The organism is Bifidobacterium sp. LH_230, assembly GCF_056357555.1.
Window position 1 is genome coordinate 22,034 of record NZ_JBKEWJ010000017.1, and the last position, 16,684, is coordinate 38,717.

General features: G+C 63.8%; 9 protein-coding genes and 1 pseudogene. 9 read left to right on the top strand and 1 reads right to left on the bottom strand.

Going from position 1 to position 16,684, the window contains the following annotated elements; all coding sequences use genetic code 11:
* The first annotated feature begins 4 nt into the window (after positions 1 to 4).
* Genes AC1A0G_RS08700 through AC1A0G_RS08720 form a run of 5 tightly spaced genes read left to right on the top strand, consistent with a single transcriptional unit; the run spans position 5 to position 14,550 of the window.
* On the top strand, positions 5 to 5,920 hold the full coding sequence (locus AC1A0G_RS08700) for a hypothetical protein (RefSeq protein WP_476528971.1): 5,916 nt from the start codon (positions 5 to 7) through the stop codon (positions 5,918 to 5,920).
* On the top strand, positions 5,917 to 6,795 hold the full coding sequence (locus tag AC1A0G_RS08705) for a hypothetical protein (RefSeq protein WP_476528972.1): 879 nt from the start codon (positions 5,917 to 5,919) through the stop codon (positions 6,793 to 6,795). Before AC1A0G_RS08700 ends, AC1A0G_RS08705 begins: the two co-directional genes overlap by 4 nt.
* 13 nt (positions 6,796 to 6,808) lie before the next feature.
* Positions 6,809 to 7,756 (top strand): hypothetical protein, encoded by a 948-nt coding sequence (locus tag AC1A0G_RS08710; protein WP_476528974.1) that lies wholly within the window; start codon positions 6,809 to 6,811, stop codon positions 7,754 to 7,756.
* The gene (locus tag AC1A0G_RS08715; protein WP_476528975.1) at positions 7,756 to 8,970 is read left to right on the top strand and encodes a hypothetical protein; all 1,215 of its coding nucleotides are present in this window, start codon (positions 7,756 to 7,758) and stop codon (positions 8,968 to 8,970) included. Before AC1A0G_RS08710 ends, AC1A0G_RS08715 begins: the two co-directional genes overlap by 1 nt.
* A 21-nt stretch (positions 8,971 to 8,991) precedes the next feature.
* The gene (locus tag AC1A0G_RS08720) at positions 8,992 to 14,550 is read left to right on the top strand and encodes a carbohydrate binding domain-containing protein (RefSeq protein WP_476528976.1); all 5,559 of its coding nucleotides are present in this window, start codon (positions 8,992 to 8,994) and stop codon (positions 14,548 to 14,550) included.
* 25 nt (positions 14,551 to 14,575) lie between these two features.
* Here AC1A0G_RS08720 and AC1A0G_RS08725 read toward each other — a convergent pair whose 3' ends face one another.
* Positions 14,576 to 14,824 (bottom strand): hypothetical protein, encoded by a 249-nt coding sequence (locus tag AC1A0G_RS08725; protein WP_476529044.1) that lies wholly within the window; start codon positions 14,822 to 14,824, stop codon positions 14,576 to 14,578.
* A gap of 58 nt (positions 14,825 to 14,882) precedes the next feature.
* On the opposite strand from AC1A0G_RS08725, the pseudogene AC1A0G_RS08730 reads away from it, so the two are divergent.
* The 4 genes and pseudogenes from AC1A0G_RS08730 to AC1A0G_RS08745 all read left to right on the top strand — a co-directional run.
* Positions 14,883 to 15,140, top strand: a pseudogene (locus AC1A0G_RS08730) (InlB B-repeat-containing protein); the annotation flags it as partial.
* Positions 15,141 to 15,459: 319 nt separating this feature from the next.
* The gene (locus tag AC1A0G_RS08735; RefSeq protein WP_476529046.1) at positions 15,460 to 15,870 is read left to right on the top strand and encodes a hypothetical protein; all 411 of its coding nucleotides are present in this window, start codon (positions 15,460 to 15,462) and stop codon (positions 15,868 to 15,870) included.
* A 29-nt stretch (positions 15,871 to 15,899) separates the two neighbouring features.
* Positions 15,900 to 16,193, top strand: a complete 294-nt coding sequence (locus tag AC1A0G_RS08740) for a hypothetical protein (RefSeq protein WP_476529048.1) — start codon at positions 15,900 to 15,902, stop codon at positions 16,191 to 16,193.
* Positions 16,194 to 16,257: 64 nt separating this feature from the next.
* Positions 16,258 to 16,683, top strand: a complete 426-nt coding sequence (locus AC1A0G_RS08745) for a PRTRC system protein E (protein ID WP_476528978.1) — start codon at positions 16,258 to 16,260, stop codon at positions 16,681 to 16,683.
* The last annotated feature ends 1 nt before the right edge of the window (position 16,684 follow it).

Here is a 16,684-nt window from a genome sequence, read left to right on the forward strand (position 1 = left end):
TCGCATGACTTCGATCGAAGGCTCCCGCGTAGAGGTCCGCGTCACACCGGACACGACCGGCTTCTACTCCGAACTGCGGCATTATCTCGACCGTATCGAACGGCTCACCGAACTCGAAGTCAAAGTCAAGGCCGACACGACCGCGTTGCGCGCCACGCAGGCGCGCGTCCAAGGCCAGTCGCTCACCCAGACCGTACGGTTCGAGGGCGACGCGAACGGCTTACGCCGGATCGGCCGCGAATACGAGCAGGCGCGCAAACAGTGGGAGTCGCGTCCGATCACCACCCGTTACGAGATCGATCCGTCGCAGGCCGAAAAGACGTTCGCCTCGCTGCGTTCCGAAACCGGCCGGCTCAACGCGTTGGCGAAGCAGTCGGACACGAGCGCAACCCAGTCGATGCTCGATAACCTCGACCGGTTGCGCCGGGAACGCAACAAGTACTACGCCCAATCCGAGGAACTGGCCGCGAAGAGCCGCAAGCTCAAGGCCGATGAACAGGCGCAGTACGAGGCGTTCACCGAAGAGCTCAAACAGCAGCGCGACCGGTTCGCGGACTATTCGCAGCGCGTCGACAATCTGGTCGAGAAGATCCGCCAGTACCGTAAGGCCCGAGACGAGGCCCGCAAGGCCAAGGACACCGAAACCTACGACTGGTACCGGCTCAAGGGACTGCCCGAGGCGCAGGCCGCGTTGAAGCACGTGCGCGCGCAGCTGCGGGACCTCACCAAGGACATCAACCGCAACCAGAAGGCGTTGGACTCGCTGTTCGACAAACGCTACGAGACGGCTCAGGCGAAACTCTCGGAACAGTTGGCGGAGACGAACCGCAAATGGCAGGAGTCCGTCGAGGCGATCGACACGTACAAGGCGACCATGCCCCGCTTGGAGGCGTTGAAGGACGATTTCATCCAGTCCAACAAGCGCATGGTCGCCGGATTGTCACGCCAGTACGAACTCATGGACCAGGCCACCCGTGTCGCGAAACGACAGACGGCTGCCCTTCCCAAGCTGAGCACGGCCGAACAGCAGTTGTCGAAGGCATTGCGGGGCACGTCGATCAACGCGGCCGCATTGCACGACAATCTGGTGCTCGGCCAGTCCGCGATGGCCCGCAACCAGCGCGAGGCCAAGGAACTGACCGGCCTGTTCGACGAGCAGGAGAAGGAGGTCCGCAAGCTTTCCAAGGCGTTGGGCGACATGAAGCCGCTCGGATTGGGTTCGAGCAACGAGTTCTACCAGATCGGCAGACAGCTCAATCAGACGTTGAGGCAGATCAAGGCGCTGCGTGATTTCGCCCGACGCAACCCGATCGAAGCAAAGCTTCGTATGGACAAGGGCGACTGGGATCGTTCCTACGAGCAGGTGCTCGTCAAGGCCGACCGTCTGCGTCGCAAGCTCGAAGAACAGCATGACATCGACGTTCGCGTCAAGGTGTGGGACGATCAGGCCGACCAGCTCGAGGAACGGCTGCGTCGCCTCCGCACTCAACGCTTGGACATTCCGGTCGACTGGCAGGTCGATCAGGAGAAGATCATCGCGCGCATGCGCGAGATCGCCCGACAGATCAAAGCCAACCCCGACCGCCAATGGGAATTGGAAGCGGACCTTGATCTCTCCGTCAAGCACGCCGAGGAGAAGTTCAAGAAGTATCAGGAGTCGCACGACAAGATCGAAGCCGACCTCGATCTGAAGACGGCGGGTGCTCGGGCGCACATGCTCGCGTTCACCCGTCCGCGTTCGGTGGAGATCTTCGCCCGCCTGAACACGACGCAGGCCGGCAAGATCCTGAACGGCATGCTGTACGGTTCCACCGGTTTGAAGGGAGTGGAGAACCAGTTCGAGAAACTGGTGAACCTGTTCGACGAGCTGGACACGGTCGTGCCGAAGCTCGCCGTGTTCGAGGGCGCGTTGGGCGCGGTCAGCGCGGGCGCGGTCAACCTGTCGCGCAGCGCTCTTGGCGTGGGCGCGAGCCTTGTCAGCATGTCGAAGGCGGCGATGGCCGCTCCGGGCGCGATCGTCGGCCTTGGTGCCGCGTTCACCGTGTTGAAGCATGCGTGGGGCGACAAGGGCGCGACGTTCAGCGACCAGATCGACATCGCCACGACCAAGCTCTCGGGTTTGGGCGACGCGATGGACAACGCGTTCTACGCGAAGGCGAAGCCCGCGATCCGCAGTCTGATGGACGACGTGAGCGGCAAACTCATCCCCGGGATCACCGGCATCGCGGACGCGGAAGGACAGGTGGTCGAAAAACTCGCGGACGTGGTGCGCCAATCGTATGCGGCGGACGAACTGCCCCGCATCTTCGACAAGTCGCAGGAGGCGATCAACAAGCTCACCCCCGGCTTGCAGGATCTCGTCAGATCGTTCCTCGGCTTGGGCGACGCTACCAGCGAGTATCTTCCCCGCGCCGCATCCTACTTGAGCGACGTGGCGAAGAACACCGCCAAGTGGGTGGATCAGGCGAAGAACACGGGCCAGATCAGTCTCGCGATGGCCGAGGCGGTCGAACAGGGCGGATACTTGAAGGACTCCGTCAAAAGCCTGATGGGCATCATGTCCGGTCTCTATAACGGGCTGGCGAAGAGCGAGAACGGCATCCAAGGGTTCTCCGAAGCGTTGGCCTCGGCGGACAGGGCGGTCAACTCGTACCGGTTCCAAGAGGTCCTGAAGGCGTGGGGCGAGGGAGCGCAGGACGCGCAGCACACGATGCGCGACGCGTTCAGCGACATCGGCAACGCCGCCTACGATCTCAAGGACACGATGGCGAACGTGCTGCGTGACGCCGGTTCGATCATGGCGTCCATGTCGTCCAATCTGAGCCGTCTGCTGCGCGGGTCGAAGACCGGCATCGCCGACCTGTCGTCCGGTGTCCGCGACGGCATGAAGACCGCGTTGGATGCGATCGGCGACGCGGCCCCCGCGTTCTCGAGCCTCGCTTCGATGGTGGGCCAGTTGTCGCGCACGTTCGGCGGCACGTTCGCCGCCACCCTGAAGGCGACGGCACCGTTGATCGAAGCGGTAGCCAAGGGAGCGGAAGCCACGGCGAAGGCGTTCTCCGCATTGCCCCAGCCGGTGCAGGCGGCGATCGGCTTGTACATGACGTTCGGCAAGGCCGGCATGGAACTGTTCGACACGTTCAAGGTCGGCATGCTGGAGAACACGCTGCGTACCGCGCAGTGGGCGAAGCAGATGAACGAGCTGGGCGTGACCATGAGCGGCGGGGTGAAACCCAGTCTGCTGGACGTCGCCGCCACGTGGGCCGCGGTCCAAACCGGAGCTACCGGCGCTGGCGGCGAGGCAGTCAAGGCCGGAGAGAAGATCACCGGTTCGGCCGGCAAGGCCGTCACCAAGATGGACAAGCTCAAACTCGCGGGCAGCGGCGTCACCTCGATGCTGGCCGGCATCAACCCGGTCACGGTCGGATTGGCCGCCGCCGTGGGTGTTGCCGCCGTGGCATGGTCCGACTACAGCACGAAGGCGCAGGCCACCGACGCCGCGAACCAGAAGGTCGCGGACAGTCTGGCGAACCTGAAGTACGAAGTGGACGACACCGGCAAGGCCGTATCCAACTTCTCCCAGTCCGTCCAAGAAGCATTATCCGACAAGAACTATGCGGAAAAGGGATGGAACTGGTGGAAGCAGTTCTTCGGGCAGGCGAACAAGTTCGATGACACGTCCTCCGCCGCCAAACAGCTCAACAAGTCCATGTCCGAGGTGTCGAAGACCGTCGGCATGACCGATGACCAGTATCAGAAATGGGTGAACAGCCTGTTCAAGGGCACCAGGTACATGGACGACAACTGGCAGGCCGCGAGCAAGCTGCGAGACACCACGACGGAGCTGCGCGAGTCGCAGCGCGAGCAGATCAAGACCACCGCGGAGCAGAACGGCTGGACGTCAGCCTACATCAAAACGCTGATGGAGGGTGGAGGCGCGACCGAGTTCATGGCGTTGAAGGCCAAGAGCGCGACCGAACAGACCACCGACTACAACAACGCGACCCAGTTGATGATCGACACGTTGGACCGTGAGAAGAACGCGCGCATCAGCGCGGCGAACGCGGCCAGCTCGTATGGGCGAACGATGAGCACGATCGGCGAAACGATCAAACAGGTGCAGCAGCTCGCCGCGAACGGCGATCGAGTGTGGGACGACAACGCTCGCACACTCGATCTGACGACCGAAGCGGGACGCACCGCGTCCGACACGTTGACCTCATTGGCGTCGAGCGCGAACAACGTGATCGACACGATGATCGCCAGCGGAGCCTCCTATGACGAGGTCAGCAAACGCCAGCAGCAGCTCCAACAGGACCTGTACTCGACCGGCGACCAGCTGACCAACAACGCCGACGGCGTCCACCAGTACACGGACTCCCTGCTGCGCACCCCTTCGGAGATCAAGACCAAGATCGAACTTCAGGCGGAACAGTCCAAGGCGACGCTCCTGTCGTACATCAGCCAGATCGAGAAACTGTTCCCGGAAGGCACGAAGGGCGAAGCCGTCTACCAGACGGTGCTGCGCATGGCCGATCAGGGCGCGATCACCGGATTCGACCAGGTGACCGCGAAGAAGGACGAACTGCTCAAGGGCTTGGACGACGGGACGATGGTGATCGCCGTGGACGCGAACGGCCAGCAGGCCGTCACCACGTTCGAGACGGTGTCCCGGTTGGGCGCGGAGAAACTGACGAACGGCACCTACCGGGTGAACGTGTCCGCGGACACGCTGGCCGCGACCGAAAGCATCGATGACCTGCTGTACAAGCTCGACCGTTCCGGTTTGGACCAGAAGCAGATCACGATGTTCGTGAACGCGGAAGGCGACGCGAACCTCACGTTGGATGAGGTGCAGTCGTCTCTCGCGAATCTCGGCATGAGTCAGAAGGACATCGAGTTCATCCTTCAATCCAAGGGCAACGCGCCCGATCAGATGGAGGCCGTCAAACAGAAGCTCAAGGATCTGGGAGCTTCCGACAAGCAGATCGACTGGTTCCTCAACGCCATCGACCAGACATTGTCAGGAGTCACAGCGGCACAGAGCCATATCGATAGTGTGAAGCAGACCGCGGCTGCGGCGATCAAGGCGGCAAATGAAACCCAGCCGGCAGTGAACTCGGCACAGCTCGACATCGACGGTGTGAAGCAGGGTTTGCCGGCAGCGTTGAAGGCGCTGAACCTGACCGACGGTCAGGTCACGGCGGCGCAGTCGTTGATCGATTCGGTCAAGCAGAAGAACCCGACCATGCTGTACGCGCTCGACCACACCGGCAGTCCGGTACGACAGGCGTTGAATGCTATCGCACAGATCCCGCCCGACAAGTGGACCGAATTGGAGGCGGAAGACCTTGCATCCGGCGTAGTACAGACGCTGATCGACATGATCATCCCGGATAAACGGTTCAACATCGTCGCGAACTACGTGGAGAACGGGTTCAAGGTCGGCAATCACGGTCCGATCGGCACCATGTATGCGACCGGTGGTCGTATCAGCGGTCCGGGTTCGGGCACGTCCGATTCGATTCCGGCGTGGCTGTCGAACGGGGAGCATGTGATCCGTGCGGCGGCGGTGAGGAAACTCGACGCCACGTACGGTGCCGGCTTCCTCGACTATCTGAACAAGATGGGCCGACTGCCGAAGACCACGCCCGTACCCATGTCCACGAGCGGGTTCCAGGACCAGCGCCGCGCGTTCGCCGCGGGCGGCCGCGTCATGGCCCGCACCGCGGAACGCGTGAACGTCGAAGTGAAACCGGTGGTCAACGTGCAACTGCCCGACGGCACCGGTAAGAGCGGTGACACGTATGTGACGCAGAACTTCGACACGAAGATCGTCCGTCCGGCGGATGACATGTATGTGGCCGCGTCGATCCTGCATCGGAATGCGGCGCAGTTGGCGGGGAGGTTGAACCGGTGAGCTGGCTTTCTGGTTTCGTGGAACTGTCCGCCGGCGGGCGGACGGTCCGGTTGAACGGCGAACCGCAATCCGGTTCGTCCCTGTACGTGACCGATTCCGGTGTTGAGGGCTGGTACGGGACCCCCGATCTGAAGGTGTCGTTCACGGAGCGCGGTCAGGGCGACGGGGCGCATGACGTCATGGAATCGGATGCGATCTACGCGGCCCGCACGTTGACCATCCACTACGGGTGCGAGGCGATGGACAGGCGCGAGGCGTTGGACCTGCTGATGCAGGTGCAATGGTTCGCGCACCGTCAGGTCCGCGTGCGCGTGGTGGACGGCGGATACGACACGTGGTGCGACGGGTATGCGAGCACGACCGTATCCCCCACATGGGAGTCGGATTACTCGTGGGACGACACGTTGACGATCATATGCCCGCGACCCGAACGCCTGTCGTGGGAGCCTCACCGGTTCCAGTTGCTGCCGACGCGTGACGGCAACGGCGGCTTGTCGTATGCGAGCAAGGCGGCGGGGTTGGCGTATCCCCTGTCGTATGGGGTGGCGGCGTCGGACGCGCGCAACGTGGGTGTTCTGGTGAACGAGGGGTCGTCGCGCGCGTATCCGGTGTTCACGGTGTACGGGTCGTTCCCGGATGGCGTGGAATTGCAGTTCACGGGCGGTTCCTCGTTGCGGTGGGATCGGATGGTCGGCAATGTGCCGGTCATATTGGATTGCCGTTTGGGGACGGCCACGTTGGGCGGTCAGGACGTGTCACGGTCCTTGTCGCGGCGTGGTTTTCCCGTGGTGGGGCCGGGCGGGAGCCTGACGGTGTCGTTGCAGAGCGCGGGCACCGGTTATGTGGATTGCCTGGTCCGTGACACGTTCATGTAAAGGAGATTAGATTATGGCTACCACGGCCTTGGGCATCGCGCCGGACGAGACGGGCGCTGGCGTGACCCCGTTGACGCATAGGAAGATCATCCAGTCGCGGTTCCGTAACACGGGCGTCGTGAGCGGTCTGGCGGTGTCGGGGCGTTCCGATCTCGCGTACAACGTGGGCGCTGGCGTCGCGGTGTGTTCTCGCGGCGACGCGGACGGGTACACGGAGGCGTACTGGCCGGGCGGGACCACGCCGCAGGTCGCGGCCGGTGGCGCGAATCCTCGTATCGACGTGGTCTGGGTCAAAGCGAACGATCCCACGCAGGGCGACGCGGACAATCATGTCGTGGTCGGGGTGGCGCAGGGCACGCCGGGCGTGACCCCGGTCGCGCCGGCGACGCCGGCGGGCTGCGTGAGGATCGCGGCGCGGCTGATGCCCGCGAACGCGTCCAATACGGGCGCTTCCACGGCGAACGGTTCGCCGTCGTACGCGTTGCCGTACGGCGCGTCGATGGGGCGTATCGGGTTCGCGAAGAGCACGGCGGACTTCACGTTGAACGAGGACAAGGACAAGAACGGGAAGATGGTGTACCACGAGATGGTGCGCTGTGATTTCTCGGTGCCGACGAAACGCTTGGTGCGCATCGAGTGGAAGGCGCGCAGCGCGGTCGGCGTGCCGTCCGAGTCGGACAAGAACGCGGCGATGGGCTCGTATTTCCTCCAGCTGCGGTTGGACGGGAAGGTCATCAACGACTTCCCGTCGCCGAACACGTCGCTGATCGACGGCCCGTTGGACGAGATCGAATCGACACGGTACAGCGAGTCCAAGTACATCACGTACGACGTGGAGGTGACGGCGGGCGCGCATCAGGTGAGCGCGTGGGCGTGCGGCAACCCGGCGTGGCTGACGTACCCGGTCCAGTTCAAGAAGCAGCGGCAGATCACGGTCACGGACATCGGGGTGGCCGACTGATGTCGTGGCGCGCCTTTATCTGCGACACGATGACCGGCCAGTTGGTGGCGCCGGTGGATATTCCCGCGTTCGGCTGGTCGGTGTCGGTGTCAGACAGCACGTTGGCGACGATGAGGGACAAGGGCACGGGCGAATACGACGCTTCCGGCCTGACATTGCCGTGGGCGAGCGTGCCGGGCGCGACCGCGGCGGACAAGGCGAGCCTGTTGACGCAGGACAAGCGTTCGATATGCCTGATGTGGAAGACGAGCACGGATCCGATGGACGTGGGCATGCCGATCCTGTTCGGTTCCATCTCGCCGCGTACGGACTCGTGGCTGGACACGAGCTTCACCCTGAACTCGATGCTCGACCTGCTCGACTCCCGGTACTGCGTGAGGGAGGGCAGGTACGGTGCGGGCAAGGGCGGCACCTCGACCGACGAGATCAAATACACGAAGCTGAGTCTGCGGGGCATCGCCAGCGAGGTCGGCTACCTGTGCACGGACATGAAGCCGGGCGGCATGCTGCCGATCGACTGGACGTACCGGGGCGAGGCCGGCTCCCATGAGCGCACGTACCGGGCGTTCGACGTGCAGAACCTTTCCTGCAAGGCCATATTTCAGAAACTGTCGAACGTGATCGGCGGGCCGGACATGCAGTTCCGCCCCTACATGGCCGACGCACAGCATGTGCGGCTCGCGTTCACCGCCGCGTCCGACGGCGACGTGTACCTGGGACAGAAGCAGGTGCACCGCCTGTACTGCCGCCGTCATGGCGGCGACCTGGAGAACGTGACCGTGGACCATGTCGGCCCCGTGCAACGCGTGTACTCGTCGGGCGCGGGCATGGACAAGGCGCAGCTCACCTATCTGGCGGAGGACCTGAGCCTGTGCGAGACGGACGATCCGTGGCCGCTCAGGGAGATGACGTATTCGGACGCGGACACGGACAAGCTGGCGTTGATCCAAAGCCACGCGAAGGGCGTGCTCGCCGCGAACCGCACCCCGCTGATGCAGTTGAAGGGCGAGATCGACGCGGACGACCGAGACTCGTCCGGCGCGTTCCTGCACCCGCTCGGCGGCTTCTGGCCGGGCGAGATCGTCGAGGTCGCGCTCGACGGGTTCCCGGGCCTGCCGGACGGCGTGTACCGGACCCGGCTCATGCAGATGAGCGGGGACGAGACGTCGAAGATAAGCCTGACGTTCGACGTGATGGAGGACCCCATCACCTGATTTCTATTCTTGGAGGCGTGGATGGCTTCGCATTACGAACTCGTGCCGGACCCGGACCTGCTGCCGTTGACGGTGGCGCAGGAGGCGTTGCGTACGGCCCGCACGTTGCAGACCGCGAACGCGGGCAGCCTGTGGATACCGAACGAGGACGGCACCGGCACGCTCATCGGCCAGCAGGCCGGCACGGATGATACCGGCAAGCCGAACGGCGTCATCCAGTTCGTCGGCGACCTGACTCCCCCGTCCAAACCCACCGGAGTCTCTGCGTCGTGCAGGAACGGCGTGCTGGTGGCCGCATGGGACGGCACGCTCATGGAGGGCGTGCCGGCCGATTTCGACCACATCGAATTCCGGTTGCAGCTCGGAACCGATCCCGTCAAGCATCTGGGCAGACTGAAGGCGGCGGGCACGCTCGCGTCCGGCATCCTCGAGACGGGCGACTGGCTCGTGTGGGCCGTCGCCGTGGACGTGCAGGGCAACATGAGCGTGGAATCGGACCGGATCAGCGTGCACGTGGACGATCCGATGGAGGACGCCCAGCAACGGTTGGACGACGTGTCGAAGAAGGCCGATCAGGCCATCGCCGACGCGGAACAGGTCCGCAAGGACGCCGAAGCGGGCGTGCAGTCCGCGAAGGACACGGCCGCCGAAGCCGCGAGGAAGGCGGACGAGGCCGCGAAGAAGGCCGACAACGTGTCGTCGGACGCGGCCAAGGGCGTGCAGGAGGCCAAGGACGAGGCGGCTCAGGCCGCGGCGAAGGCGGAACAGGTACGCAAGGACGCCGAGGCCGGCGTGGCCGACGCGAAGGCCGAAGCCCAGTCGGCGACGGCGAAGGCCGAGCAGGCACGCAAGGACGCCGAGGCGGGAGTCCAGTCGGCGAAGGACGCGGCCGGCAAGGCGCAGTCGTCCGCTAATGATGCGATCGCCAAGTCCGACAAGCTGTCCGAATCGTTGGACGTGACGAACACGGTGGTCGAGCAGCATGCGACCAAGCTGGGCGAACTCGTCACGAAGGTGTCGAACGCGCAGTCGACCGCCGATTCCGCGTTGGGCGTCGCCACGCAGACCGCGCAGGACGCCAAGCAGATCAAAACGACGGCGGACAAGGCGTATTCGGACGCGCGGTCCGCGCTCACGCAAAGCTCGACCGCGATCCAGAAGGCCGACCAGATCTCCACCACGTTGGAGACGAACTATTACAGCAAGACCGACGCGGACAAGGCGTTCGCGTCGAAGAGCGAACTCAAACAAACCAGCGATTCGATCACCAGCACAGTCGAGAAGACGTACGCGACCAAGAGCGCCCTGGCGGCGTTGCAGAACATCGCGGACAACGCGATCGAGACATGGACCGGCACGAAACCACCGACCATATCGAACGCGCCCGCAAGCACGTGGACGACCGACGCGTTGAAGAAGCAGCATGCGGGCGACGTCTACTACGACACCACGTCGGGCATGTCGTACCGTTGGGGTTCCACGGATGGCAAAACCTATGCGTGGACGCTGATCAAGGACAGCGATATCGCGAAGGCGATCGCGGACGCGGCCAAGGCGCAGTCGTCCGCGGACACGGCGCAGAAGAACGTGGACGGGTTGAAGACCAGCATCCCGGCCACGTACGCGACCAAGAGCGAATTGAAGCAGACCAGCGATTCGATCACGAGCAAGGTGAGCGAGACCGCGACGGTCGCCCAGAACGCGTTGAGCAAGGCGTCGACCGTGGAGCAGACCGCGAACGGGCTGAAGACCACGGTGAGCGAACAGGCCACGACGATCGCGGGACAGGCGAAGACCATCAGCCAGCTCTCACAGAAGGCCGACTCGCTGTCAAGCACGATCACGCAGGTGTCCGAGAAGACCGGTCTCGCGTTGGCGAACACCATGAACCTCGTGCAGAATCCCGGCTTCGAGACGGGCGATCTGACCGGGTGGACGGTGCGCGGCTCGTGGTCGGTCAACGATGCGGGCTTGGTGAGGTCCGGCTCGTATCGGGCGATTGCCACGCTGAAAGAAGGCACTACCTCGGTAATCGCGTCGTCCGCGGTCCCGGTCACGCCGGGCCGCACGTATGAGGCGGTCGCATGGGTGTATTGCGAAAGATCGTACTCGATCGGATTGTCCTCGCCGGACAAGCCACTCGACTATGTGAACGGGCAGACCGCCGCGTACGCGGCCAACACGGGGTACGTGCGCGGCGTGTTCCGCATGACCATCCCCGCCGGGGTGACGGGCGTGTGCGTGCGTATCGCGTCCAACGAGACCTCGGGCTGGCTGCGCGTGGACGACGTGTCGCTCACGGACGTGACCGACGCGGCGAACGCTCAAAAAACGGCCGACACGGCGGTCACGAAGACCAGTTCGCTCGAACAGAACCTGAACGGGTTCAAGACGACGGTCGGCCAGACCTATCTGAGCAAGACCGACGCGTCGAAGACCTACGCCACCCAATCGTCCCTGACACAGACCGCCAGCAGCCTGACATCGAAGATCACCGAGACGGCGACCACCGCCAACAACGCCATGTCGAAGGCTTCGACCGTGGAGCAATCCGTCAGCGGGCTGAAAAGCACCGTATCGGAACAGGCGAAGACGATCAGCGGCCACACGACCACGATCAGCCAGCTCTCGCAGAAGGCCGACAGTCTGTCCTCTTCGATCACGCAGACCAACCAGAACGTGTCGAAGGCCCAGTCGGCGGCCGACAAGGCGCAGGCGACCGCGGACGGCGCGGCGTCGAAGGCCAGCACGTTGGAGCAGAACCTGAACGGGTTCAGGACCACCGTCGGCCAGACGTACCTGTCGAAGACGGACGCGTCGAAAACGTATGCGACCCAGTCGAGTCTGACGCAGACGAAGAACGCGATCATCGCGCAGGTCACCGAAGTCGGCAATACCGCGGACAGCGCGTTGGCGAAGGCCACCACAGTCGAAGCCACCGCGAACGGATTGAAGACCACGGTGAGCGAGCAAGCGGCGACGATCAAGGGGCATGCCTCCTCGATCAGCCAGTTGGAGCAGACCTCGAAAAGCCTGACATCCACGATCACGCAGACCAACAAGCTGTTGGACTCCACGCTCATGAACATGGTCGTTAACCCCGGTCTCGAGACCGGGGACATGACCGGCTGGGCCGCAGGCCAATGGTCGAAGGTGGAGGTCAACACCGCCAACCCGCATTCCGGGTCGTACAGGCTGCTCCTGTCGGGACCGTCCACGGGTCAGGGGTGGGTCAATAGCCGGAACTTCACCGTGGTCTACGACCACACATACGAGGTGTCGTGCTGGGTGTGGGCCGACGACACCGCGGGGGTCGCGTTGGGCCTGCAATCCAACACGGCGAAATGGGCCGGGACGAAGACTCTCGCTCCCGCGAAGGCGGGCGCGTGGGCGTACCTCACCATGCAGGTGAAGGCGACCGGCTCGTACACGGATTGCCACGTGTACATCGGCAAGACGCTCGCGTCGGGCAAATACCTGCGCGTGGACGACGTGTCGATCACGGACGTGACCGCGGCCCAGACCGCCAAGGACACGGCCGACGAGGCGATCACACGCACATCGAAACTGGAACAGTCGCTCGACGGGTTCAAGACCACCGTGAGCCAGACCTATGAGACGAAGAAGGACGCGACCGCCAAGCAGACCACGTTGCAGCAGAACCTCGACGGGTTCAAAAGCACCGTGTCCTCCACGTACCTGTCGAAATCGGATGCCGGGAAAACTTATGCGACCCAGTCATCGCTCACGCAGACCGCCAACAGCCTGTCCTCGAAGATCACGGAGAACGCGACCGCCGCGAAGAACGCGATGAGCAAGGCCACCACGGTCGAGCAGACCGTCAACGGGCTGAAGACCACCGTGAGCGAACAAGCTTCGACGGTCAAAGGGCATACGGCCACGTTGAGCCAGTTGCAGCAGACCGCGGACCGGCTGTCAAGCACGATCAGCCAGTCGAACCAGCCGCTCGCCAATCCCGGTTTCGAGGCCGGCGACCTGACGGGCTGGCAGTCGCAGGGCAAGTGGGAGGTCAACGGCGGCGTACTGCACACGGGCAGGTACCGTGCGATCGGCTATCTCGCATCCTACGAGGGCGTGACCGTGCTCGCCTCGCAACCGTTCACGGTCACGCCCGGCCGCACCTACGAGGCGGTCGCGTGGGTGTGCTGCGAGAGCAGCTTCACGATCGGTTTCAGTCTCGCCGACTCGCCGCTCGCGTACAAGTGGACGACCACGTATCAGGGCAACACGACCGGCGGATACGTGTTCCAGAGGGTCGCGCACCGGCTGACCGTCCCGGACGGAACGGAGAGCCTGTGCGTGAGGATCGCCGCCGCCAAGGCGTCCGGCTCGTATCTGCGCGTGGACGACGTGGCCGTCACGGACGTGACCGACACGGCCAAAGCACAGTCCACTGCGGACGCGGCCGTCACCCGTGTCAGCAAGGCCGAACAATCCCTCGAAGGATTCAAGACCACCGTCGGCCAGACGTACGAGACGAAGACGGACGCGTTGGCGAAGAAGACCGCGTTGGAGCAATCCATCAACGGGTTCAAGACCACCGTGTCAAACACGTACCTGTCGAAGACGGACGCATCGAAGACGTACACGACCAAGACGGAACTGTCCCAGACGGAGCAGTCGGTCACATCGACCGTGACGAAACGACTGGACACGGTATCGGCCGGATTGTCGGAGCTGGTCATCGACGGCGGGTTCGAGTCCAAGACCCAGACATGGCCGGGCTTGTCGGGCTGGCGGTTCTCCGCAGGCACACATCGCACCGGTTCCACATGCCTCGTGCACGACGGAAGCGCGAACATGGCGATCATGTACGCGCTGCACGCCACCGGAGGCTCGGGCCGGCGTGTGATCCCGGTCAAGACAGGCGACCGTTACCGGTTCTCCGGGTGGATCATGCGCGACAGCTTGTCTGACGGAGCCACGGCCGGGACCACGAAACTGTGCATCAGGGATCAGGACGACAAGCTGCTCGCGAATACGACCGTTCTTCCTTCGACCGTGAACGAATGGCTCCAGATCAGCGTCGAGTACACGGTCGGCGCGAACGTGACTGGCTTGGTGTTCGCCGTGTACGCGTCGAACACGTCCGATTGGGTCGCGTTCGATGATCTGAGCGTCAAGGACGTGACCGATCTATCCGAGGTGCGCGACGAACTGTCCACGTCGATCAAACAGACCGCGCAGGATCTGACATTCAGCATCACCAGCGTGTCCGACCGTCAGGACGACGCGGACAGCAGGATCGACGGGGTGAGCGGGAACGTGGACAACCTGTCCGACAGCCTCGCCTCGGAGATCGCGACCCGCAAATCGTACATGCGCCTGTCGCAGGACGCGGATGGCGACCCGGTGCTCGAACTGGGCGCGTCCGCGAACACGAACAAGGTCCAGTTGACCAACGACCGGCTCTCGTTCATATCCGGCGATTCGGAGGTCGCGTACGTGGGCAACGACCGCATGTACATCAACAACGCGACGGTCAACAGCACGCTGCGCATCGGCAACTTCGCGTTCATCCCCCGCAGCAACGGGCACCTGTCGCTCGTCAGGGTATAGGAAAGGAGACGCCTGTGGCCGATTTCTACGGCGGCATCGTGGGCGGCGCGTGGCGCGTCCACGTGGCCGCGACCATCGTCCAACAGGACAACGGGCGCGCTTTGGTGCGTTCGATCACGTACTTCCAATGCGTGAACACGTGGCAATTGTCGGGCATCAACGCGAGCTTCGGCGCGAGCGTGGCCGGGCAGACCGCGAGCTCGAGCACGTCGGGCGGCATCAACGTCGGCACGAACGGGCAGCAGAACATCGCGACGAAGGACGTGTGGGTCAACAAGGGCCACACGGCGCAGAACGTGGGCGTGGGCGGCTACATCAAGGTCACCGGGTACATGGCCGGCTCGTCGAACGCGAACGGCACCCTGTCGATCGGCGCGAAACCCTCCCACCGCGTGTCGTACAACGCGAACGGCGGCACGGGCGCTCCGGGCGCGCAGACGAAATGGTACGGGGAACGACTCTACCTGTCGTCCACGCGTCCCACACGCGCCGGCTACTCGTTCCAAGGGTGGGCGACCAGCGCCTCGGGCGGGGTCGCCTACCAGCCGGGCGCGAACTACACGCCCGACGCGGACGTGACCCTGTACGCGGTATGGAAACAATCGTGGAAGAACCCCACGATCGGCAGCCTGACCGCGTTCCGGTGCGACAAGGACGGGACGGCGGCGAACGACGGCACGTACTGCAAGGTCACGGTCACATGGAGCGTGGACACCAAGACCGACACCGGCAACACGGGCCAGTCGATCAAACTCGCGGCCGTCAACGGGCGGTTCGGGCACGCCCGTCTCGACCGCGATCTCGGGCACGTCGGGCACGTTCACGAGACTCCTGTCCGGCATCGACGGATCATCCTCGTACACGATCACCGCGACCCTGACCGACAAGCACCTGAGCGTCGCCAAGACCGTGGGCGTCGGCCCCAGCTCGTTCATCCTCGACATCAACGCCACCGGCACCGGGGTCGGCATCGGACAGGCCGCACCCGAACAGGGCGTAGCGATCAACGGCAACCCGATCAGTCTCAACGGAGGCCCGATCAGCATGCCCGGCGAGGCCGTCATCCGCGCCATGCACGCCGGCAGCACCGTGCTCACACCCTCATCGGGAAGCATCAACCTCATCCCGAAAAGCATGCTCGACCAATGGGGAGGGTGGACCGACAACAGCTTCTTCCACGCGTACAACGGCGACTACAAGTCCAACGCGTTCCAAGTCACCGGGCTCGACTACACGCCCGACGGGCTCAACATCCGCACCAGCGGCATGACCGTGAACCGGAAGATCCGGATCAACTGGCTCGTGATCCTCATGAAATAACACACTCCGACGAAAGGGGAAAAACCATCATGGCAGACACCAACGAAGAGACGCCGCTCGACCTGCGCCCCGTCAAAGGCTCGATCCTCTACGAGATCCTGCGCCTGGGCCTCGTGTTCGACCATTCCGACGACGGCACCATGCAGACATGGTGCGACTACAACAAGAGCCTGCGCGCCGATTTCACCGGATTGGACGCGGACAAGGTCACGTTCACCGACCTCGACACGCGCCTCACCCGGGACGTCAACGTCGCGGATCTCGCCAAGGTGAGCGAGATCGTCACTTGGCGCAGCGGCCAGGACACGGAACCGCAGCAGTGACGAACCAGACCCGGAGGGGAAGACCACGCACGGCCTTCCCCTCTTCTGTTTTGAAAGGACAATGATGCCACCGTTTCAGCAATTGTTCAGCAGCACCGAGTTCTGGAGCGCGGTCATCCTCGCGCTCATCGGAGGCGGCGGTCTGGGCGGTCTCGTGGGCGCATGGTCGAACCGGCGCAAGGACGAGGCCGACGTGGATTCGATCACCGCGGACGCGGCCGACAAGGCCGTGCGCATCCTGACCGAACGGGTCATCGACCCGCTGCGCGAGGAGCTTGCCCGTCAGGAGGAGCAGATCCGGCATTTGGAGAAGGTGCAGGAGAAGTACTTCAAGGCTACCGCGTACACGCGTCGCTTGTTCCACTGGCTGCAGGACTTCTGCGAGATCGCCGAGCCGGATTGGCTCGCCTCCCATCCGAAACCGAGTCTGCCGGACGAGCTTCGTCCTGATATCGCACCCGAAACCGTCACCCGGCAGACAGTCGAATAAC

What these genes read in the sequence shown, in the direction of transcription:
- AC1A0G_RS08700 (WP_476528971.1), top strand. Translation starts at nt 5, where the DNA reads ATGACTTCGATCGAAGGCTCCCGCGTAGAGGTCCGCGTCACACCGGAC.
- AC1A0G_RS08710 (WP_476528974.1), top strand. Translation starts at nt 6,809, where the DNA reads ATGGCTACCACGGCCTTGGGCATCGCGCCGGACGAGACGGGCGCTGGC.
- AC1A0G_RS08715 (WP_476528975.1), top strand. Translation starts at nt 7,756, where the DNA reads ATGTCGTGGCGCGCCTTTATCTGCGACACGATGACCGGCCAGTTGGTG.
- AC1A0G_RS08720 (WP_476528976.1), top strand. Translation starts at nt 8,992, where the DNA reads ATGGCTTCGCATTACGAACTCGTGCCGGACCCGGACCTGCTGCCGTTG.
- AC1A0G_RS08740 (WP_476529048.1), top strand. Translation starts at nt 15,900, where the DNA reads ATGGCAGACACCAACGAAGAGACGCCGCTCGACCTGCGCCCCGTCAAA.
- AC1A0G_RS08745 (WP_476528978.1), top strand. Translation starts at nt 16,258, where the DNA reads ATGCCACCGTTTCAGCAATTGTTCAGCAGCACCGAGTTCTGGAGCGCG.